This is a genomic window from Saccharothrix coeruleofusca (assembly GCF_014648515.1).
Taxonomy (GTDB): domain Bacteria; phylum Actinomycetota; class Actinomycetes; order Mycobacteriales; family Pseudonocardiaceae; genus Actinosynnema; species Actinosynnema coeruleofuscum.
The window spans coordinates 878-19747 of the sequence record NZ_BMRG01000025.1 but is presented as its reverse complement, the minus strand read 5'-3'; the positions used below and the strand labels follow the sequence as shown (position 1 = coordinate 19747).

At 73.2% G+C, this 18870-nt stretch carries 18 protein-coding genes and 1 riboswitch; of the genes, 10 read left to right on the top strand and 8 right to left on the bottom strand.

The window, feature by feature from the left end; translation table 11 throughout:
* The 4 genes from IEZ00_RS37910 to IEZ00_RS33375 form a co-directional block, all read left to right on the top strand.
* The coding region (locus IEZ00_RS37910) for a GNAT family N-acetyltransferase (protein ID WP_268248881.1) at nt 1-1004 on the top strand (1004 nt) is incomplete at its 5' end.
* 33 nt (nt 1005-1037) lie between these two features.
* A complete protein-coding gene (locus IEZ00_RS33385; RefSeq protein WP_189227377.1) occupies nt 1038-1724 on the top strand; it encodes a (2Fe-2S)-binding protein in 687 nt (228 codons plus the stop codon).
* 39 nt (nt 1725-1763) lie between these two features.
* A riboswitch (cobalamin riboswitch) is annotated at nt 1764-1939 on the top strand.
* A 30-nt stretch (nt 1940-1969) separates the two neighbouring features.
* On the top strand, nt 1970-2155 hold the full coding sequence (locus IEZ00_RS33380) for a CbtB domain-containing protein (protein WP_189227376.1): 186 nt from the start codon (nt 1970-1972) through the stop codon (nt 2153-2155).
* Between the two features lie 75 nt (nt 2156-2230).
* Nucleotides 2231-2959, top strand: a complete 729-nt coding sequence (locus IEZ00_RS33375; protein WP_189227375.1) for a CbtA family protein — start codon at nt 2231-2233, stop codon at nt 2957-2959.
* An 8-nt stretch (nt 2960-2967) separates the two neighbouring features.
* Here IEZ00_RS33375 and IEZ00_RS33370 read toward each other — a convergent pair whose 3' ends face one another.
* Genes IEZ00_RS33370 through metH form a run of 4 tightly spaced genes read right to left on the bottom strand, consistent with a single transcriptional unit; the run spans nt 2968 to nt 8236 of the window.
* Nucleotides 2968-3561, bottom strand: a complete 594-nt coding sequence (locus IEZ00_RS33370) for a Uma2 family endonuclease (RefSeq protein ID WP_189227374.1) — start codon at nt 3559-3561, stop codon at nt 2968-2970.
* Between the two features lie 17 nt (nt 3562-3578).
* On the bottom strand, nt 3579-4250 hold the full coding sequence (locus IEZ00_RS33365; RefSeq protein ID WP_189227373.1) for an HAD family hydrolase: 672 nt from the start codon (nt 4248-4250) through the stop codon (nt 3579-3581).
* Between the two features lie 12 nt (nt 4251-4262).
* Nucleotides 4263-4700 (bottom strand): DUF3592 domain-containing protein, encoded by a 438-nt coding sequence (locus IEZ00_RS33360; RefSeq protein ID WP_189227372.1) that lies wholly within the window; start codon nt 4698-4700, stop codon nt 4263-4265.
* The gene (metH, locus tag IEZ00_RS33355; protein ID WP_189227371.1) at nt 4697-8236 is read right to left on the bottom strand and encodes a methionine synthase; all 3540 of its coding nucleotides are present in this window, start codon (nt 8234-8236) and stop codon (nt 4697-4699) included. The genes IEZ00_RS33360 and metH overlap by 4 nt, the downstream gene beginning before the upstream one ends.
* A 50-nt stretch (nt 8237-8286) precedes the next feature.
* Between metH and IEZ00_RS33350 the strand changes: the two genes are divergently transcribed.
* Complete coding sequence (locus IEZ00_RS33350; RefSeq protein WP_189227370.1) at nt 8287-9183, top strand: PAC2 family protein; 897 nt, start codon at nt 8287-8289, stop codon at nt 9181-9183.
* A gap of 95 nt (nt 9184-9278) precedes the next feature.
* On the opposite strand, the gene IEZ00_RS33345 is transcribed toward IEZ00_RS33350, so the two are convergent.
* A complete protein-coding gene (locus tag IEZ00_RS33345; protein ID WP_189227369.1) occupies nt 9279-10112 on the bottom strand; it encodes an NAD(P)H-binding protein in 834 nt (277 codons plus the stop codon).
* An 82-nt stretch (nt 10113-10194) separates the two neighbouring features.
* Here IEZ00_RS33345 and IEZ00_RS33340 point away from each other — a divergent pair, with 82 nt between their 5' ends.
* Nucleotides 10195-11151 carry an AraC family transcriptional regulator gene (locus tag IEZ00_RS33340; protein WP_189227368.1) on the top strand — a complete coding sequence of 319 codons (957 nt, stop codon included), beginning with the start codon at nt 10195-10197 and terminating at the stop codon, nt 11149-11151.
* A 58-nt stretch (nt 11152-11209) separates the two neighbouring features.
* Here IEZ00_RS33340 and IEZ00_RS33335 read toward each other — a convergent pair whose 3' ends face one another.
* Both IEZ00_RS33335 and IEZ00_RS33330 read right to left on the bottom strand, forming a co-directional pair.
* Nucleotides 11210-12811: an ABC transporter permease gene (locus IEZ00_RS33335; RefSeq protein ID WP_189227367.1), complete on the bottom strand. Its 1602-nt coding sequence runs from the start codon at nt 12809-12811 to the stop codon at nt 11210-11212.
* Nucleotides 12808-13710, bottom strand: a complete 903-nt coding sequence (locus IEZ00_RS33330; protein ID WP_189227366.1) for an ABC transporter ATP-binding protein — start codon at nt 13708-13710, stop codon at nt 12808-12810. The genes IEZ00_RS33335 and IEZ00_RS33330 overlap by 4 nt, the downstream gene beginning before the upstream one ends.
* Nucleotides 13711-13801: 91 nt before the next feature.
* Between IEZ00_RS33330 and IEZ00_RS33325 the strand changes: the two genes are divergently transcribed.
* Entirely contained in the window at nt 13802-14311 is a 510-nt protein-coding gene (locus IEZ00_RS33325) for a GbsR/MarR family transcriptional regulator (RefSeq protein ID WP_229796354.1), read from the top strand.
* A gap of 151 nt (nt 14312-14462) precedes the next feature.
* Nucleotides 14463-16268, top strand: coding sequence for a S8 family peptidase (locus IEZ00_RS33320; RefSeq protein ID WP_189227365.1), 1806 nt, complete (start codon nt 14463-14465; stop codon nt 16266-16268).
* A gap of 63 nt (nt 16269-16331) precedes the next feature.
* On the opposite strand, the gene mshC is transcribed toward IEZ00_RS33320, so the two are convergent.
* A complete protein-coding gene (gene mshC, locus IEZ00_RS33315) occupies nt 16332-17570 on the bottom strand; it encodes a cysteine--1-D-myo-inosityl 2-amino-2-deoxy-alpha-D-glucopyranoside ligase (RefSeq protein ID WP_189227364.1) in 1239 nt (412 codons plus the stop codon).
* Nucleotides 17571-17655: 85 nt separating this feature from the next.
* On the opposite strand from mshC, the gene IEZ00_RS33310 reads away from it, so the two are divergent.
* Together IEZ00_RS33310 and IEZ00_RS37535 are read left to right on the top strand one after the other, a co-directional pair.
* Complete coding sequence (locus IEZ00_RS33310) at nt 17656-18471, top strand: SPFH domain-containing protein (protein WP_189227363.1); 816 nt, start codon at nt 17656-17658, stop codon at nt 18469-18471.
* Nucleotides 18472-18563: 92 nt separating this feature from the next.
* Nucleotides 18564-18870: cbb3-type cytochrome c oxidase subunit I (locus tag IEZ00_RS37535; protein ID WP_229796353.1), on the top strand; the 307-nt coding region annotated here is incomplete at its 3' end.

Below are 18870 nucleotides of genomic sequence, written 5' to 3'. Positions count from 1 at the left end.
TGGACGGCGACCGCGTGGTCTCCACCGCGACGCTGCTGAACGAGACGCTGGTGCTGGACGGCCTGGAAATCCCGGCCGGACAGGTCGAACTGGTGGCCACCCACCGCGAGCACGAGGGACGCGGCCTGGTCCGCGGGCTCATGGCGTGGGCGCACGAGCGGTCCGCCGCGCGCGGACACCTGGTCCAGGTGATGCTCGGCATCCCCTACTTCTACCGGCGGTTCGGCTACACCTACGCCATCCCGATCCCGGCCACCCGGCCGGTCGCCACCCGGCCGGAGTCCTCCGGGCACCTGCTGCGCGAGGCCACCGCCGCCGACATCCCGACCCTGGCCGCCCTCCAGGACGCCGAGCAGGCCCGCGCGGACCTGCGGATGCCGCACTCGCCCGCGCGGTGGCGGTGGCTGGTCGCGCACCAGGCCAGCACGCAGTGGCTGGTCGAGCGCGACGGCGTGCCGGTGGCCGCGGGCCGGACCGCCGAGGCGCACCTGACCGAGGTCGCCGCCGTGGACGCCGAAGCGGCCCGCGCCCTGCTGGCGCTGACCGGTGCGGCCGAGGTCACCGAGCGCCCCGGCACGGTCGCGGGCGAGGCGCTGGCGCCGTTCCTCGGCCCCGCGCCGGAGGAGGCCGCCAGCTACTACGTCCGGGTCGCCGACCCGGTGGCGCTGCTGGAGCACCTGCGCCCCGTGCTGTCGGCCCGCTTGGCGGGCGCGGGCCTCACCGACGGGGAGGCGGTCGTGTCGTTCTTCTCCTCCCACGTCCGCCTGCCGTTCGCGGCGGGCGAGGTGGGCCCGGTGCGGGCGGGCGGCACCATGCAGGGTCCGGCCGCGGTGGGCGGCGCGGGCGTGGCCCCGGACCTGGTCGCGTCGCTGCTGTTCGGCCCGCACGGCATCCAGGGCCTGGCCGCCCGCCACCCCGACGTCTACCCCGGCCCGAACGCCACCCTGATGCGCGCGCTGTTCCCACCGGTGCGCGCGGACCTGCTGACCTTCTACGTGCCGTAGGACCCGCCCGAGGACGCACGGCAGACTGACCGCGTGTCCCAGTTCGCCCGAGTCCTCACCACGCTGCGCGAGATCCGCGGCATCAGCCCGTTCTTCGCCCTGGACGTCGGCCGCCCCGACCCGAGCTGGCTGTCCGGCGACGCCCTGCTCGACGGCGACGCCCTGCCCGCCACCCTCGACGCGATCGCCCGGCGCTACCGGACCGGCGAACCGCGCGTGGCGGCGTCGCTGTTCTTCCTCGGCTACACCGCCCGGCTGCTGTGCCCGGTGGTCGCCGCGCACGTCACCGGGCGGGCAGCACCGGACATCCGGCCCGCCAACCTCTGGTGGCACCACAGCGCCGACGGCCTGCGGGTCAGGATCGCCGACCCGGTGGAGGGCGGAGGCATCGCCGACGCCCTGGAACCGGTGGTGGACGCGATCCGCCGGGTCACCCCGGTGGCGCGCGGCCTGCTGTGGGGCAACGCGGCCTCGTCCATCGCGGGCGCCCTGCGCACGCTGAGCCGCAGCGGTGCCGCCGACGCGGAGCAGTGCGTGGCCATCGGGCGGCGAATGCTCGCGCAGCCGCCGTTCACCGGCTCGGGCGACTTCATCCCGTTCCCCGGCGAGGTCGCGTTCCGCAGGCGCAGCTGCTGCCTGTACTACCGGCTCGACGGCGGCGGCACGTGCGGTGACTGCCCACTGCCCTCCGGGGGTGATCGCGCGCGGCTACAGAGGTGACATCGCCGGTCACCCGTTGTGCGCACGCGGCCCGGCCCCTTATCGTGCGCAGGCCGCGGTGGACGGGAAGCCGGTGGGAATCCGGCGCGGTCCTCGCCACTGTGACCGGGGAGCCAACCCGCCGAGCACGTCACTGGCCGCACCGCGCGGCTGGGAAGACGCGGGAGAAGCACTGATCCGGGAGCCAGGAGACCGGCTGCGGCGCCGTTGTTGCAGACCTTCCACGAGGCATGGAGGAATCGGTCATGACGAGCCCCTCGCACCCGCTCTCCCCGGCGCTGCCCCGGTGGGCCTACGCCGTCGCCCTGCTCGCCCTGGCGGTGACCTGGGTCGTGCTCCAGGAGAACGGCCTCGCCCTCGGCCACGCCGCCGAAGTCGTCCACGAGTTCTTCCACGACGGCCGCCACGCGCTCGGCGTCCCCTGCCACTGACGTGGCCTGGTCGGTGTGGCTGCCGTGGTGGCTGCTCGGGTGGTTCGGCGTGGAGCTACGGGACGGGCGGGCGAGGTGAACTCGTTCAGGGGTGTGCTGCTGCGGGGGCTGGCGGCGGGCGGGGTCGCGGGGGTGCTCGCGGGCCTGGTCGGGCTGGTCGTGGTGGAGGCGCCGATCCGCGCGGCGCTGGCGGTCGAACAGGCGCGTGGTCAGGTCGGGGACGGCCACGAGCACGGTGAACTGGTCAGCCGCGGCACGCAGGTGGTCGGTGGTGTGCTCGCCGCTGTTGTCGTCGGGGTCGCGCTCGGCGCGCTGTTCGCCACCGCCCACGCGGGCGCGCGGCGGTGGTTGCCGCGGCGGTCGCCGTTCGCGCGCAGCGTCGCGCTGTCGGCGGCGCTGTTCGGCGCGGCGGCGCTGATGCCCGCGGTGAAGTACCCGGCCAACCCGCCGGGGGTGGGCGACGGGTCCACCGTGGAGTACCGGACGGTGCTCTACCTGGGGCTGATCGCGGCGGGCCTGCTGGTCGTGCACGGCGCCGGGGTGCTGGCGGCGCGGCTGGCGCACCTGGCCGAGCCGGTGCGGTTCACCGCGGTGGCGCTGGCGGTGGTCGCCGCGGCGGTGGTGCTGCTGGTGGTGTTCCCGGCCGGTCCGGACCAGATCCCGGCGGACGTGCCCGCCGGGCTGCTGTGGGAGTTCCGGCTGGCCTCGCTGGCCGAGACCGCCACCCTGTGGCTGGGGCTGGGCCTGGCCTTCGGCCTGCTCGTCGACCCGGCCACCCGCCGGACCCGCCTGACTTCGGCCTGAGCGCAGCCCTACAGGTCCAGCAGTTCGGTCGGGTCGAGCGAGATTTCGAAGGGGTCATCGACTTCGAACCGCTCACCCGACCGGGCGTCGGCGACCACCTGGTAGACGCCGTCGCGGAGCGCGGACAGCCTCAGCGAGGCGAACCGCCGCCGTAGATCCGCTTCACCGAACAGGTAGTACTCGACACCTTCCGACGCGCACAGCGCGGGTTTGTCGATCCGGTCCCGTCGGCGGCTGGTAGGCGAGACGAACTCGCCTACGAGGACCACGTCCTCCACATCCACCCAGACACCTTCCACGGGGCTGCGCACCACCGCGAAATCCGGTTGGATCCACCGCTGCGCGCCGAACCTGACGTTCAGCGTGGTGTAGACGCGGAGACCGGCCTTGCGCGCGGCGGGCTTGACGATGTCGCGCAACTCCGCAGCCGCATACGTGTTGGGTCCTGCCTCGTACGGGCTCAAAATCAGTCGTCCGTCCACGCACTCGTACTTGGCCGGTGGCACGCCGTCGATCGGCAGGTACCGCTCAGCGAGATCGGTGGTCCACATGCCTGCGAGATCGACCAGCGGGTCGAAGGGCGGATGTGCTGGTGCGGCCATGACCACCTCCTCTCCGCTCAGCCTACCGCTGAGAGCAGCGTCGTCAGCAGCGAGTGGTCGACGCCGGTCAGCGAGTCGCGGAAGACCCGGCGCTCCCCCGGCTCCACCGGCACGTCGCACGGCACGACCAGCACGGTGCAGCCCGCCGCCACGGCGGAGGCCACGCCGGTCGGCGAGTCCTCGACGGCCACGCAGCGCGTCGGGTCCGCGCCCAGCAGCCGGGCCGCCTTCAGGTACGGGTCGGGCAGCGGCTTGTTGCGGCCCCCCACCTCGTCGCCGCACACCGTGGCGTCGAACAGGTCGCGGCCGATGGTGTCCAGCGCGACCTCGGTCAGCCTCCGCTCGGTGGAGGTCACCAGCGCCATCGGCACCCCCGAGGAGCGCACCGCCCGCAGCGCCTCGCGCGCCCCCGGCCGCCACGGCAGGCCCGCGCGGAAGACCTCCTCGGTGCGCCGCGAGATCCACGCCGCGCCATCGGCCAGGTCCGCCGGGGTCGGCTCGACGCCCACCTCCGCGAACAGCAGCGTCATCGTGGTCGGCACGTTGGTACCGACCATCTTCTGCCGCGTGGCGTGCGAGAGCGTGCCGCCCAGCTTCTCGGCGAACTCGTAGAGCGGGATGTCCCACAGCTTCTCCGAGTCCAGCAGCGTGCCGTCCATGTCCCACAGCACCGCGTCCAGCTCACCCACGCACTTCCTCCATCACCTTCGTCGGCGCGTCGCGCGCCGACGGTCGAACAGCCCGGAACAGCCCCGCACCACCAGCAGGCCCCCGAGCAGCAGCGGCACCGCGAGCAGCGCGGTCGACCACAGGGGGTCGTTGGCGACCTCCTCGGTGCGCACGCGGTCGGGGTCCGCGGGGTCGTGGAACACCGTAACCTGGTCGCCGACCCGGTGCGGCGGCACGCGATCGTCCGACAGCAGCGTGCGGACCCGCTCGACGCCGTCCACGGTGAACCGCACATCCACCGACGAGGGCGGCCTCGTCGCCTCGTGCACCCGCACCACGACGCCGGGCACGCGCGCACCCGTGCGCAGCAGCTCGTCACCCGCGTCCAGGACCAGGCCCGCGCTCGCCACGAACACGCCCAGCAGTGACGTCCCCGCGACGAGCTCGACCGCCCAGCCCGGCGGTCTCACGCGTTGAAGTACTTCGCCTCGGGGTGGTGGGCCACGAACGCGTCGGTCGACTGCTCCGGGTGCAGCTGCAGCTCCTCGGACAGCCGCACGCCGATCCGCTCCGGCTCCAGCAGCTCGACGACCTTGGTCCGGTCCTCCATGTTCGGGCAGGCGCCGTAGCCCAGCGAGTAGCGGGCTCCCCGGTAGCCGAGCTTGAAGAACTCCTCCACCTCGCTCGGGTCCTCCTCGGCCACCGCGGTGCCGTCGGTCCAGCGCAGCTCCTCGCGGATGCGCCGGTGCCAGTACTCGGCCAGCGCCTCGGTCAGCTGCACGCCCAGGCCGTGCACCTCCAGGTACTCCCGGTAGGCGTCCTTGGCGAACAGGTCGTTGGCGTAGTCGGCGATCGGCTGGCCCATGGTGACCAGGTGGAAGGCGATCACGTCCACCTCGCCGGAGGAGCGCGGGCGCCAGAAGTCGGCCAGGCAGAGCCGCCGGTCGCGCTTCTGCCGGGGGAAGGTGAACCGCAGCCGCTCGGGCGCGTCGGGCCGGGGCTCGGTGAGGATCACCAGGTCGTCGCCCTCGGACACGCACGGGAAGTAGCCGTAGACCACCGCCGCGCTGGCCAGCACGCCCTCGGTGGTCAGCCGGTCCAGCCAGTACCGCAGCCGCGGCCTGCCCTCGGTCTCCACCAGCTCCTCGTAGGTGGGGCCGTTGCCGCCGCGCGCGCCGCGCAGGCCCCACTGGCCCATGAAGGTGGCGCGCTCGTCGAGCATCGCGGCGTAGTCGGCCACCGGCACGCCCTTGACCACGCGGGTGCCCCAGAACGGCGGGGTCGGGATCGGCACGTCGGTGGCCACGTCGGAGCGGCCCACCGGCTCGGGCTCGGCGCGGGCGGCCTTGCGCTCGGCGGCGATGCGCAGCGACCGCTCCCGGCGGGCCTTGCGCTCGGCGGCCTTGCGCTCGGCCTCCGGGTCGACCGCGGGGGCCTCACCGCGCTTGACCGCCATGATGCCGTCCATCAGCCGCAGCCCCTCGAAGGCGTCGCGGGCGTAGCGCACCTGCCCCTGGTACAGGTCGGCCAGGTCGTTCTCCACGTACGCGCGGGTCAGCGCCGCCCCGCCGAGCAGCACCGGCCACCGGTCGGCGACCCCGCGCGAGTTCATCTCCTCCAGGTTCTCCTTCATGATCACCGTGGACTTGACCAGCAGGCCGGACATGCCGATGGCGTCGGCGCGGTGCTCCTCGGCGGCGTCGAGGATGGCGTTGATCGGCTGCTTGATGCCGATGTTGACCACCTCGTAGCCGTTGTTGGACAGGATGATGTCCACCAGGTTCTTGCCGATGTCGTGCACGTCGCCCTTGACCGTGGCCAGCACGATGCGGCCCTTGCCGCCGTCGTCGGAGCGCTCCATGTGCGGCTCCAGGTAGGCCACGGCGGCCTTCATGACCTCCGCGGACTGGAGCACGAACGGCAGCTGCATCTGCCCGGAGCCGAACAGCTCGCCCACGGTCTTCATGCCCGCCAGCAGCGTGTCGTTGATGATCTGCAGCGCCGGGCGCTGGGTCAGCGCCTGCTCCAGGTCGGCTTCCAGACCGGTGCGCTCGCCGTCGACGATCCGCCGCTCCAGGCGCTCGAACAGCGGCAGCGCGGCCAGCTCCTCGGCGCGGGAGGCCCGGTCGGACGAGGTGGTGACGCCCTCGAACAGCCGCATCAGCTCCTGCAGCGGGTCGTAGCCCTCGCGGCGGCGGTCGTAGACCAGGTCCAGCGCGACCGCGCGCTGCTCGTCGGGGATGCGCGCCATCGGGATGATCTTCGAGGCGTGCACGATCGCGGTGTCCAGCCCGGCCTGCACGCACTCGTGCAGGAACACCGAGTTGAGCACCTGCCGCGCGGCCGGGTTCAGGCCGAAGGAGATGTTGGAGATGCCGAGCGTGGTCTGCACCTCCGGGTAGCGGCGCTTGAGCTCGCGGATGGCCTCGATGGTCTCCAGGCCGTCGCGGCGCACCTCCTCCTGCCCGGTGGAGATGGGGAAGGTCAGGCAGTCGATGATGATGTCGCTGGTGCGCATCCCCCAGTTCCCGGTCAGGTCCTCGACCAGCCGGGACGCCACGCGCACCTTCCACTCGGCGGTGCGGGCCTGGCCCTCCTCGTCGATGCACAGGCCGACCACCGCGGCGCCGTGCTCGGAGACCAGCCGCATGATGCGCTGGAACCGCGAGTCCGGGCCGTCGCCGTCCTCGTAGTTCACCGAGTTCACCGCGCACCGGCCGCCCAGGCACTCCAGGCCCGCCTCCAGCACGTCGGGCTCGGTGGAGTCGAGCATGATCGGCAGCGTGGAGGCGGTGGCCAGCCTGCCCGCCAGCTCCCGCATGTCCGCCGCGCCGTCGCGGCCGACGTAGTCGACGTTGAGGTCGAGCAGGTGGGCGCCGTCGCGGGTCTGGTCGCGGGCGATCTCCACGCAGTCCTCGAACCGGTCGGCCAGCATGGCCTCGCGGAACTTCTTGGACCCGTTGGCGTTGGTGCGCTCGCCGATCATCAGCACCGAGGCGTCCTGGCGGAACGGCACGGCCTGGTAGAGCGAGGACACGCCGGGCTCGGGGCGGGGGCGGCGCGGGGTCGGGGGCAGCGCCCGGACCGCCTCGGCGACCTGGCGGACGTGCTCGGCGGTGGTGCCGCAGCAGCCGCCGACCAGGCGCGCGCCGAACTCGGTGACGAAGCCGGACAGCGCCGCCGCCAGCTCCTCCGGGGTCAGCGGGTAGACCGCCCCGTTGGGCCCCAGCTCGGGCAGGCCCGCGTTGGGCATGACCGACAGCGGCACCCGCGCGTGCTTGGCCAGGTGGCGCAGGTGCTCGCTCATCTCGGCCGGACCGGTGGCGCAGTTCATCCCGATCAGGTCGATGCCCAGCGGCTCCAGCGCGTTGAGCGCCGCGCCGATCTCCGAGCCCAGCAGCATGGTGCCGGTGGTCTCGACGGTGACCTGCGCGATGATCGGCACCCGGATGCCCTCGGCGGCCATGGCGCGCTTGGCGCCGATGATCGACGCCTTGGTCTGCAGCAGGTCCTGGGAGGTCTCCACGACCACCGCGTCCACGCCGCCCACCAGCAGGCCGCGCACCTGCTCCTGGTAGGCGTCGCGCAGGGTGGCGAAGGAGGTGTGGCCCAGGGTGGGCAGCTTGGTGCCAGGACCGACCGAGCCGAGCACGAACCGGGGGCGGCCGGGTTCGCCGAACTCGTCGGCGACCTCGCGGGCCAGCTCGGCGCCCAGCCTGGACAGCTCGAAGATGCGGTCGGCGATGCCGTACTCACCCAGGTTGGCCAGGTTCGCGCCGAAGGTGTTGGTCTCCACCGCGTCGGCACCCGCCTCCAGGTACCCGCGGTGCACCGCGCGCACCACATCCGGCCTTGTCACGTTCAGCATCTCGTTGCAGCCTTCGTGACCTGCGAAGTCGTCGAGGCTGAGGTCTACGGATTGGAGCATGGTGCCCATTGCGCCGTCGGCGACGACCACGCGGTCGGCGAGCGCGTCCAGCAGGGGGGACGAGACACGATCCGGCATGGGCCAAGCCTACGGCGTCAGGCGACCCCCCATGGTCGTAGTCTGACCCGGTGACCGATCCCGACCAGGCCGCCCAGACCCCATTCGAACCCGGCAAACCGCTCACCAACCCGATCATGGTGGCGGCGTTCGAGGGGTGGAACGACGCTGGAGACGCCGCCAGCACCGCGATCGAGCACCTGCAGCTGACTTGGGACGCCAAACCGCTGGCGGAGGTCGACCCCGATGACTACTACGACTTCCAAGTGACGAGGCCCACAGTCCGCATGGTGGACGGCATCACCCGGCGGGTCGAGTTCCCCACCACCCGGCTGTCGGTGTGCAGGCCGCCGGGGTCCTCGACCGACGTGGTGCTCGTGCACGGCATCGAGCCGAACATGCGGTGGCGCAAGTTCGCCGCCGAGCTGCTGGGGCACGTCGAGGAGCTGGGCGTGACGACGGTGGTGACGCTGGGCGCGCTGCTGATGGACACCCCGCACACCCGGCCGGTGCCGGTGACCGGCACGGCCTACGACGCGGCCTCGGCGGCGAAGTTCGGCCTGGAGCGCTCCCGCTACGAGGGGCCGACCGGGATCGTCGGCGTCTTCCAGGACGTGTGCGTGCAGGCGGGGGTCCCCGCGATCTCGTTCTGGGCCGCCGTGCCGCACTACGTGTCCCAGCCGCCCTCCCCCAAGGCCACGCTCGCGCTGCTGCACCGGGTCGAGGAGGTGCTCGACGTGGAGGTGCCGCTGGGGGCGCTGCCGGAGCAGGCCGAGGAGTGGGAGCGCACGGTCAGCGAGATGGCCGACGAGGACGAGGACGTGCGCAACTACGTGCGGGCGCTGGAGGAGCGCGGCGACGCGGAGATCGAGATCACCGAGGCCAGCGGGGACGCGATCGCGGCCGAGTTCGAGCGCTACCTGCGGCGGCGGGGCCGCGGACCCGGCCGGGGCCCCGCCGGGCTCTAGACAGCGGCGCGCGAGTCGGGCGACGACCGGAGGTGGTTACCGGCCCTCGCAGCCCCGTCGGGTAGTACTTGCCGACGGGGCTGGGGTGGTGGTCGTCAGGTCCACGCTCCTGAGGCCGCGGTCCGGACGACGTAGTCCTCGAAGGTCCGGGGCGGCCGTCCCAGCACGGTGGCCAGGTCGTCGGTGGTGGTGGCGAGCAGCCCGCGCGCCATGAGCACGAACATCTCGGCGACGTGGTGGGCGCTGTGCTCGTCCAGGCCCTGCTCGACCAGCGTCGCGGCGTACTCGGCGGGGGTGATCCGCCGGTAGGCGATCTCCCGGCCGGACGCGCGGGAGATCAGTTCGACGGCCTCGGCGAAGGTGAGCGCGCGCGGCCCGGTCAGCTCGTAGACCCGTCCGGCGTGCCGACCGGGTTGGGTCAGCACCGCGACCGCGGCGTCGGCGATGTCCTCGACGTCGACGAACGGCTCGGGCACCGCGTCCGCCGGGAGCGCCAGCTCCCCGGCCACCAGCGGGGCGTGGAAGACGTCCTCGTCGAAGTTCTGGTCGAAGTTCGACGCCCGCAGCACGGTCCACTCCAGCGCCGAGCCGCGCACGGCGTCCTCGGCCGAGCGCATGTCCAAACCGAACGCGGAGTCGCCCCAGGTGTCGGCACCGCGCCCGGAGAGCAGGACCAGCCGCCGCACCCCGGCGGCCTCGGCCCGCGCCACGAACTCGTGCACCGGGCCCGGCACGGTCGGGGCCACCACGTAGACGGCGGTGACGCCCCGCAGTGCCGCGTCCCAGCCGCCGGGGTCGGACCAGTCGAAGCGGGTGGAGCTGGACCGGGAAGCGGTGCGCACGGGCGTGCCGCGCAGGCGCAGCCGGGGCACGATCCGCCGACCGGTCTTGCCGGTCGCACCCAGGACGAGAGTGGTGCTGTCGCTCATGGCATCGATTCAACACCAGCAAATTGGACGAGCCCATAGGTGATCAGCCAGACCTCCTGTCCATTCGTCTAACCTGGGTGTGGTGGACGCGTTCAGCGACTTGATCCGGGGAGTGCGGGCCCACGGCTCGCTGTTCGGCAGCTCGACCCTGTCCCCGCCCTGGGCGCTGCACTTCGTGGACGGGGCGCCGCTGACCCTGTGCACCGTCCTGACCGGGGCGGGGTGGATCGTGCCGGAGGGCCACCCACCCGAGCCGCTGCGCGCCCGCGAGACGGTCGTCGTGCGCGGCCCCGCGACGTTCACCTTCGTCGACGAGGTCGGCACCCTGGCCGAACCGATCGCGTGCGGCGAGCACTGCGCGGTCCCCGAACAGGGCGGGACCAGGCACCGGCTCGGCTGGAACGACTGCGGGGACGCGGGTGCGGACCGGGACGCGACGACCCTGATCGTCGGCGCCTACCCGGTGCGCGGCGAGATCAGCCGCAGGCTGCTGGACGCGCTGCCCGTGGTGCTGCGGGTGGACGCCGGGGGCCCGGCCGACCCCGTGCTGGACCACCTCGCCGCCGAGGTCGCCGTCGACGCGCCGGGCCAGCAGGTGGTGCTGGACCGGCTGCTGGACTGGATGCTGGTGTGCACGCTGCGCGAGTGGTTCGACCGGCCCGGCGGCGAGCCGCCGGCCTGGTGGGCCGCCCAGCGCGACCCGGTGGTCGGCCACGCGCTGCGCTTGCTGCACGCCGAGCCCGCGGCGCCGTGGACGGTCGCCGCGCTGGCCGAGCGCACCGGGGTGTCGCGCTCGACGCTGGCCAAGCGGTTCACCGACCTGGTCGGCGAACCGCCACTGGCCTACCTCACCCGCTGGCGCATGACGCTGGCGGCGGACCTGCTGGTCGAGCGGGAGAGCGCGACCATCGCCGAGGTCGCCCGCGCCGTGGGGTATGCCGACCCGTTCGGGTTCAGCGCGGCGTTCAAGCGGGTCCGGGGCACCAACCCGAGCCGGTTCCGGCGCACCGCGACCACCGCCTCCCCCGCGCGTGCCTGACCTCGCGGCCGGGGCGTCGAGCTGACCGGCACCCGCGCGTTCGCCCCGCGAGCGCCGGTCAGCCCACGTCCCGCCGCCGGAAGCCGAGCAGGCCCACCGCCGCCAGCGCCGCCGCCACGACCGTCAGCCACACCAGCGGGGTCGCGCTCACCTCGGCGCCGGGCACCTCCGGGACGTGGGTGAACGGCGAGAGGTCCATGGCCCACCGGTCGAGTTGGAGCAGCGGGCCGAGCTGGCCGAGCACGAGGAGCAGCACCAGCACCGCCCAACAGGCGGGCACCAGCTTCGGCGCCAGCCCGAACAGCGCCAGCGCCAAGCCCGCGACCACCCACGCGGCCGGGGCGTGCACGAGAGCCGCGCCGACCAGTCGCGCCACCTGACCGCCCACGTCGCCGACGCGCAGCCCGTGCACCAGTCCCGCGCCGAGTCCGGCGGCGGCCAGCACGACGGCGTTGCCGATCGTGGCGAACAGCAGGTGCCCGGCCACCCACCGGGTCCGCCGCACCGGCGTGGCCAGCACCGGTTCGGCGCGCAGCGCGATCTCCTCCGAGCGCGGCCGCAGCGCCGCTTGGACCGCGTAGACCGCGCTGAACAGGCCGACCACACCCAGGATGGAGGCGAGGTAGACGTCCACGAGAGCGCCGGAGCCGCCCATCCTGGCGATGAGCTGCGCCAGCAGCGGGTTGCTCGTCAGCATCTCCTCCACGCCGCGCGCCACCGCGCCGTAGACGCCGCCGAGCACGAACATGCCCAGCGCCCAGCCCAGCAGCATCCCCCGCTGCAACCGCCAGGCCAGCCCGAGCGCGCTGCCCAGCGAGCGCGGCGCGCGGGCCGCGCCCGGCCTGGTCGGCAGCAGGCCGCCGCCAAGGTCGCGCCGGGCCACCAACACCCACGCGCCCGTCACCAGCGCCAGGGCCAGGCCGAGCGCGAGCGGCAGGACCCACCAGCGCTCCTGGGCGAACGGCCGCAGCTGCTCGAACCAGCCGATCGGCGACAGCCAGGTCAACCAGGACGGTCCCCGCTCCCCCGCCGCGTCGCCGACCGCGCGCAGCAGGTAGGCAGCCCCCAGCGCACCGCCTGCCAGCGCGTTGGCGGTGCGGGCGGTCGCGGACAGCTGCGCGGTCACCGCGCCCACGGCGGTGAACACCAGGCCCACCGCCGCGAAGCCGAGCCCGAACGCCACCGAGCCCGCGACGCCCTCGCCCATGCCGACCAGCCCGAGCGCGCAGGCCGCCCCGATCAGCGCGCAGGCCAGCGCCGACACCGACACGGCCGCGGCCAGCGGTGCCCGGCGGCCGATCGCGGTCGCGCCGAGCAGTTCCAGCCGCCCGGTCTCCTCCTCGGCGCGGGTGTGCCGGGTGACCAGCGACATCGCCGCCAGCGCGGTGAGCAGCGAGCCGAACACGCCCCAGCGCCAGGCCAGCAGGCCGCCCGCGGTGGTGGAGTCGTGCAGCGGGCCGAGCAGCGCCAGGAACGCGGGGTTGCCACCCGCGGTGGTCGCGAGCAGGGCGCGCGACTCGGCCGTGCCGTAGAGCTCGCCCACGGCGGAGCCGGTGGCCACCGTGACGCCCGCCAGGCAGACCACCCACACCGGCAGCAGCACCCGGTCGCGCCGCAGCGCGAGGCGGATCAGCGCACCGGTGCCGACGAGCGCGCTCATCGCGTCGCCGCCACGGGCGGCTGGTCCCGGTAGTGCCGCAGGAACAGCTCCTCCAGCGTCGGCGGCCTGCTGGTCAGCGCGCGCACACCCGCACCGACCAGCGCCCCCAGGGCGGCGTCGAGGTGGCCGGTGTCGACCTCGAACGCGACCCGCGTGCCGCGCACCTCCAGGCCGTGCACGCCGGGCAGCTCCGCCAGGCCGGTGGGCGGCGCGGCCAGCTCGGCGGTGACGCTGGTGCGGGTCAGGTGGCGCAGCTCGGCCAGTGTGCCGGTCTCCACGGTCCGGCCGCCGCGGATGATGCTGACGCGGTCGCACAGCGCCTCGACCTCGGCCAGGACGTGGCTGGACAGCAGGACCGTGCGCCTGCCGCGCTCCTCTTCGACGCACTCCCGGAACACCGCGTCCACCAGCGGGTCCAGGCCCGAGGTCGGCTCGTCCAGGATCAGCAGCTCCACGTCCGAGGCCAGCGCCGCGACCAGGGCGACTTTCTGCCGGTTGCCCTTGGAGTAGGCGCGGCCCTTCTTGCGCGGGTCCAGCTCGAAGCGCTCCAGCAGCCGCGCCCGGCGTTTCTGGTCCAGGCCGCCGCGCAGCCTGCCCAGCAGATCGATGACCTCCCCGCCGGTGAGGTTGGGCCACAGGCTGACGTCACCGGGGACGTAGGCGAGCCTGCGGTGCAGGGCGGCGGCGTCGCGCCACGGGTCGCCACCCAGCATGCGCGCGGAGCCCCCGTCGGCGCGCAGCAGGCCCAGCAGCACGCGGATGGTGGTGGACTTGCCCGCCCCGTTGGGGCCGAGGAAACCGTGCACCTCACCGGTGCGCACGGTCAGGTCCAGACCGTCGAGCGCGCGCGTCGGGCCGAAGTCCTTGATCAGCCCCGACACGGATATCGCGGGTGTCATGGCGTGAGACTACAAATCTTCATGAACTCGTGAAGTTAAAGAAGCGTATAAACTCCCCGCGTCCAGCGGAGCGGAAGATGATGATGCGGCGGTGACACGGGTGGGCGAGCGCGACGAGCGGGCGGTGCTGCGCTTCATCGAGCGCTTCTCGGCGGTCCTCACCGAGTCCGGGATGCCCCGGATGCCGTCACGGGTGTTCGTGGCGATGCTGGCCACCGACTCGGGCACGCTCACCGCCGCCGAGCTGACCGAGCTGCTGCGCGTGTCGCCCGCGGCGATCTCCGGCGCGGTCCGCTACCTGACCCAGGTCGGCCTGGTCAGCCGGGAGCGCGAGACCGGCTCGCGGCGCGACGTCTACCGGGTCTACGACGACGTCTGGTACGAGGCGATCTTCCGCCGTGAGCAGTTCTTGCTGCGCTGGCAGGGCTCCCTCAAGGACGGCATCGCCGCGTTGGGCGCGGGCACCCCCGCGGGCGAGCGGATCACCGAGACGTTGGCGTTCTTCGAGTTCCTGCACCACGAGATGCCCGAAATGCTGCAGCGGTGGCGGCGGTTCCGGGCCGAGCACTTCCAGGACGCGAGTCCGGCCGATTACGACTAACGGTGCTACTGGCAGTGGCTTTTCAGCCCGATGATCGAAGCGACCAGGTCGGCACAACCCCCGTTCGCGCGAACGTCCCACCCCTGCGAGCCCAGCCGCTCGGCCACCGGCCGGGTCGGCCGGGCGACTCTGCCCGAGGGAGACCTTCGCCATGCGAGACCCCCGCACCACCAGAACAAGACTGACCGCGCTCGCCCTGGCCACGGCCACCGCCGCGGCGATGGCGGTGACCGGTGCCGGTCCGGCCGCCGCCGAGGGGCGGGTGCTCGACGCGGACCGCGCCGACGCCATACCCAACTCCTACATCGTGACCCTGCGCGACGACGCCTCGCCGCTGGGCGCCTCCGCGCGCACGGCCGACGCGCTGGTCGCCCAGCACGGCGGCCAGGTGCGCACCACCTGGCAGCACGCGCTCAACGGCTTCCACGCCACCCTGAGCCCCACCCAGGCGCGCAGGCTCGCCGCAGACCCGCGCGTGGCGATGGTGCAGGCCGACCTGCCGGTGCGGCTGGCCGAGCAGCCCAACCCGCCGTCGTGGGGCATCGACCGCATCGACCAGCGCAACCTGCCGCTGGACAGCAGCTACGAGTACCCGAACACCGCGAGCAACGTGCGGGCCTACATCATCGACACCGGCGTGCGCACCACGCACGCCACGTTCGGCGGACGGGCCGAGTGGGGCTTCAACTCCGTCGACAGCAACGACACCGACTGCCACGGTCACGGCACGCACGTGGCGGGCACCGTCGGCGGCGCCGAGTACGGCGTGGCCAAGGAGATCCACATCATCGGCGTGAAGGTGCTCAACTGCGCGGGCTCGGGCACCACGGCCGGGGTCGTGTCGGGCGTCGACTGGGTCACCCAGAACGCCGTCAAGCCCGCCGTGGCCAACATGAGCCTGGGCGGCAACGCCAACGCCTCGCTGGACACCGCCGTGCGCAACTCGATCGCCTCGGGCGTGACCTACGCGATCGCGTCGGGCAACTCCAGCACCAACGCCTGCAGCACCTCGCCGGCCCGCGTCGCCGAGGCGATCACGGTCAACGCCTCCACCAACACCGACGCGCGCGCCTCGTTCTCCAACTACGGCACGTGCACCGACATCTTCGCGCCGGGCCAGAACATCACCTCGGCGTGGACGACCAACGACACCTCGACCAACACCATCAGCGGCACCTCGATGGCCACCCCGCACGTGGCGGGCGCGGCGGCGCTGTGGCTGGCCGACCACCCGACCGACAGCCCGGCCGCGGTGGCGGCGGCGCTGACCGGCACGGCCACCCCGGACAAGGTCACCAACCCCGGCACGGGTTCGCCGAACAAGCTGCTGTTCACCGGCGACAGCACCGCCGAGGCCCCGTCGCTGTCCAACCCCGGCAACCAGGCGGGCACCGTCGACGTGCCGGTGTCGCTGCAGCTGTCGGCCTTCGGCGGCACCACGCCGCGCACCTTCACCGCCTCCGGCCTGCCCACCGGGCTGTCGATCAGCGAGACCGGTCTGATCTCCGGCACGCCGACCGCCACGGGCTCGTTCCCGGTGACGGTGACCGTGACCGACGCGTCGGGGCGGACCGGCACCACCTCGTTCACCTGGACGGTGCTGCCGGTGGGCGCGGACTGCCCGGCGGTGACCAACGACAGCGACGCGCCGATCCGCGACCTGTCGGAGGCCAACAGCTCCGTCACCCTCGACTGCGCGGGCCCCGCCTCGGCGTCGACCACCGTGCGGGTGGAGATCACCCACACCTACATCGGTGACCTGGTCGTGGAGCTGATCTCGCCCACCGGCTCGATCTACACCCTGCACAACCGGACCGGCGGCGGCACCGACAACATCAACCAGACCTACACGGTCGACGCCTCCCGCGAGAACGTCACGGGCACCTGGACGCTGCGCGTGCGCGACCTCGGCCTGGCCGACACCGGCACGCTCACCAGCTGGACCCTCGACGCCTGACGCGCCACGGTGCTGGGCCACCCGAGGTGACCCAGCACCCCAACCCGGCCATCCAGCACAGTCCTACACAGCCACGCCCAGCAGGGCGTCCACGGCGGTGCGGAACAGGCGGGGCGCGTCCGGGTCCGCGCCGCCCGCCGTCAGCGCCTCGTCCACCCAGGCGTCCAGCGCGGCCAGCGCGCGCGGGGTGTCCAGGTCGTCGCCGAGGTGGTCGCGCAGCCTGGCCACGGTGGCCGCCGCGCTCGGGCCCGAGGGCAGTTCCGCCGCCCGGCGCCAGCGCGCCAGCCGGTCCTGCGCGGCCGCCAGCAGGTCGTCGGTCCAGGGCCGGTCCTGGCGGTAGTGCCCGGACAGCAGGGCCAGCCGGACCGCGTTCGGGTCGATCCCCTGGGCCCGCAGCTTGGAGACGAACACCAAGTTGCCCCTGGACTTGGACATCTTCTCGCCGTCCAGCCCGATCATGCCCGCGTGCACGTAGTGCCGGGCGAACGGGTGCTCGCCGGTCAGCGCCTCGGCGTGGGCCGCGCTGAACTCGTGGTGCGGGAAGACCAGGTCGGAGCCGCCGCCCTGCACGTCGAAGGAGGTGCCCAGCCGGTTGAGCGCGATGGCGCTGCACTCGATGTGCCAGCCGGGGCGGCCCTGCCCGAGCTCCGAGGGCCACGACGGCTCGCCGGGGCGGGCCATCCGCCACAGCAGCGCGTCCAGCGGGTGCCGCTTGCCCGCCCGGTCCGGGTCGCCGCCGCGCTCGGCGAAGAACCGGGTCATGGTCTGCTCGTCGTAGTTCGACTCGTAGCCGAACCGGCCGGTGACCGACCGGTCGAAGTACACGTCCGGGTACTCGGCGTCGTCGACCCGGTAGGCCGCGCCGTCGGCGAGCAGCTTGGCGATGGCCTCCACGATCTCCGGGATCGCCTCGACCGCGCCGACGAACTGGCGCGGCGGCAGCACCCGCAGCGCCTCCATGTCCTCGCGGAACAGCGCGGTCTCCCGCATGGCCAGCACGACCCAGTCGTCCTGGTCGCGCTCGGCGCGCTCCAGCAGCGGGTCGTCCACGTCGGTGACGTTCTGCACGTAGTGCACGTCGTGGCCGTTGTCCAGCCAGATCCGGTGCACCAGGTCGAAGGCGAGGTAGGTGGCGGCGTGCCCGAGGTGGGTGGCGTCGTAGGGGGTGATGCCGCAGACGTACAGCCTGGCGGTCTCCCCCGGTGCGGTGGGCCGCACCTCGGCGGTGGCGGTGTCGAACAGCCGGAGGGGGCGAGGCTCGCCGTCGAGCCTCGGCACGGAGGTGGTTGACCAGGTCTGCATGGTCCGACGATAACCGGCCGGGTGACGCGCGGAAGAACGTCCGCCTGGTGGGAGCGGCGGGCGTACCCTCGGGGTGGGAGGAGCCATGGTCCTCGACGTCGTGCTCGCCGTGCTCGGTCTGGCCGCGGTCGGCCTGGCCTCCAGCGCCCGCGTGGTCAAGCAGTACGAGCGGGGCCTGGTCTTCCGCTTCGGCCGGGTGCGCGACGCGCTGCGCGGCCCCGGCCTGACCGTGATCGTGCCGGTGGTGGACCGGCTGCGGAAGGTCAACCTGCAGATCGTCACGCTGCCCATCCCCGCCCAGGACGGCATCACCCGCGACAACGTGACGGTGCGGGTGGACGCGGTGGTCTACTTCAAGGTCTCCGACCCGGTGCGCGCGGTGGTCAACGTGGAGGACTACCGGTTCGCGGTGCTCCAGGTCGCCCAGACCTCGCTGCGCTCGATCATCGGCAAGAGCGAGCTGGACGACCTGCTGTCCAACCGCGAACGGCTCAACCAGGGCTTGGAGCTGCTGATCGACAACCCGGCCACCGGTTGGGGCATCGACATCGACCGGGTGGAGATCAAGGACGTCGCGCTGCCGGAGAGCATGAAGCGCTCGATGTCGCGGCAGGCCGAGGCGGAGCGCGAGCGGCGGGCCCGCATCATCACCGCCGACGGCGAGCTGCAGGCTTCGCGCAAGCTCTCCGAGGCGGCCGCGGCGATGGCCCAGACGCCCGCGGCCCTCCAGCTGCGGCTGCTGCAGACGATCGTCGAGGTGGCGGCGGAGAAGAACTCGACGCTGGTGCTGCCGTTCCCGGTGGAGCTGCTGCGGTTCCTGGAGCGGGCGACGGAGTCGGTGTCGACGCAGATCAGGGTGCCCGCGCCCACCGAGCCGCCGGAGGGCCGGGTGTCCACCTGAGCGACCGCGCTCGTCGCGCTGGGTGATTGCCCGGCACACCCGGTGGGGTACAGCATGGACCGGCTCACGTCGTCGGGACGAGGGAGGCGGTCATGACCGCGCTCAGGCCGGAACCCGTCATCACCCACCCGAGCGCCGCGCGGCGACGTCCCAAGGGCGCGGTGCTGCTGGGTCTGCTCAGGACCACCGACCCGAAGCAGATCGGCCTGATGTACCTGACGACCTCGTTCGGGTTCTTCATGGTCGGCGGTCTGATGGCGCTGCTGATCCGGGGTGAGCTGGCGCGGCCGGGTCTGCAGTTCCTGTCCAACGAGCAGTACAACCAGCTGTTCACCATGCACGGCACGATCATGCTGCTGCTCTATGCCACGCCCATCGTGTTCGGCTTCGCCAACTTCG

Bases quoted from the DNA above. Each gene is read 5' to 3' on its own strand.
- IEZ00_RS33310 (WP_189227363.1), top strand. From the start codon at position 17,656: ATGGTCCTCGACGTCGTGCTCGCCGTGCTCGGTCTGGCCGCGGTCGGC.
- IEZ00_RS33335 (WP_189227367.1), bottom strand. From the start codon at position 12,811: ATGAGCGCGCTCGTCGGCACCGGTGCGCTGATCCGCCTCGCGCTGCGG.
- IEZ00_RS33330 (WP_189227366.1), bottom strand. From the start codon at position 13,710: ATGACACCCGCGATATCCGTGTCGGGGCTGATCAAGGACTTCGGCCCG.
- IEZ00_RS33320 (WP_189227365.1), top strand. From the start codon at position 14,463: ATGCGAGACCCCCGCACCACCAGAACAAGACTGACCGCGCTCGCCCTG.
- mshC (WP_189227364.1), bottom strand. From the start codon at position 17,570: ATGCAGACCTGGTCAACCACCTCCGTGCCGAGGCTCGACGGCGAGCCT.
- IEZ00_RS33370 (WP_189227374.1), bottom strand. From the start codon at position 3,561: ATGGCCGCACCAGCACATCCGCCCTTCGACCCGCTGGTCGATCTCGCA.
- IEZ00_RS33345 (WP_189227369.1), bottom strand. From the start codon at position 10,112: ATGAGCGACAGCACCACTCTCGTCCTGGGTGCGACCGGCAAGACCGGT.
- metH (WP_189227371.1), bottom strand. From the start codon at position 8,236: ATGCCGGATCGTGTCTCGTCCCCCCTGCTGGACGCGCTCGCCGACCGC.
- IEZ00_RS33380 (WP_189227376.1), top strand. From the start codon at position 1,970: ATGACGAGCCCCTCGCACCCGCTCTCCCCGGCGCTGCCCCGGTGGGCC.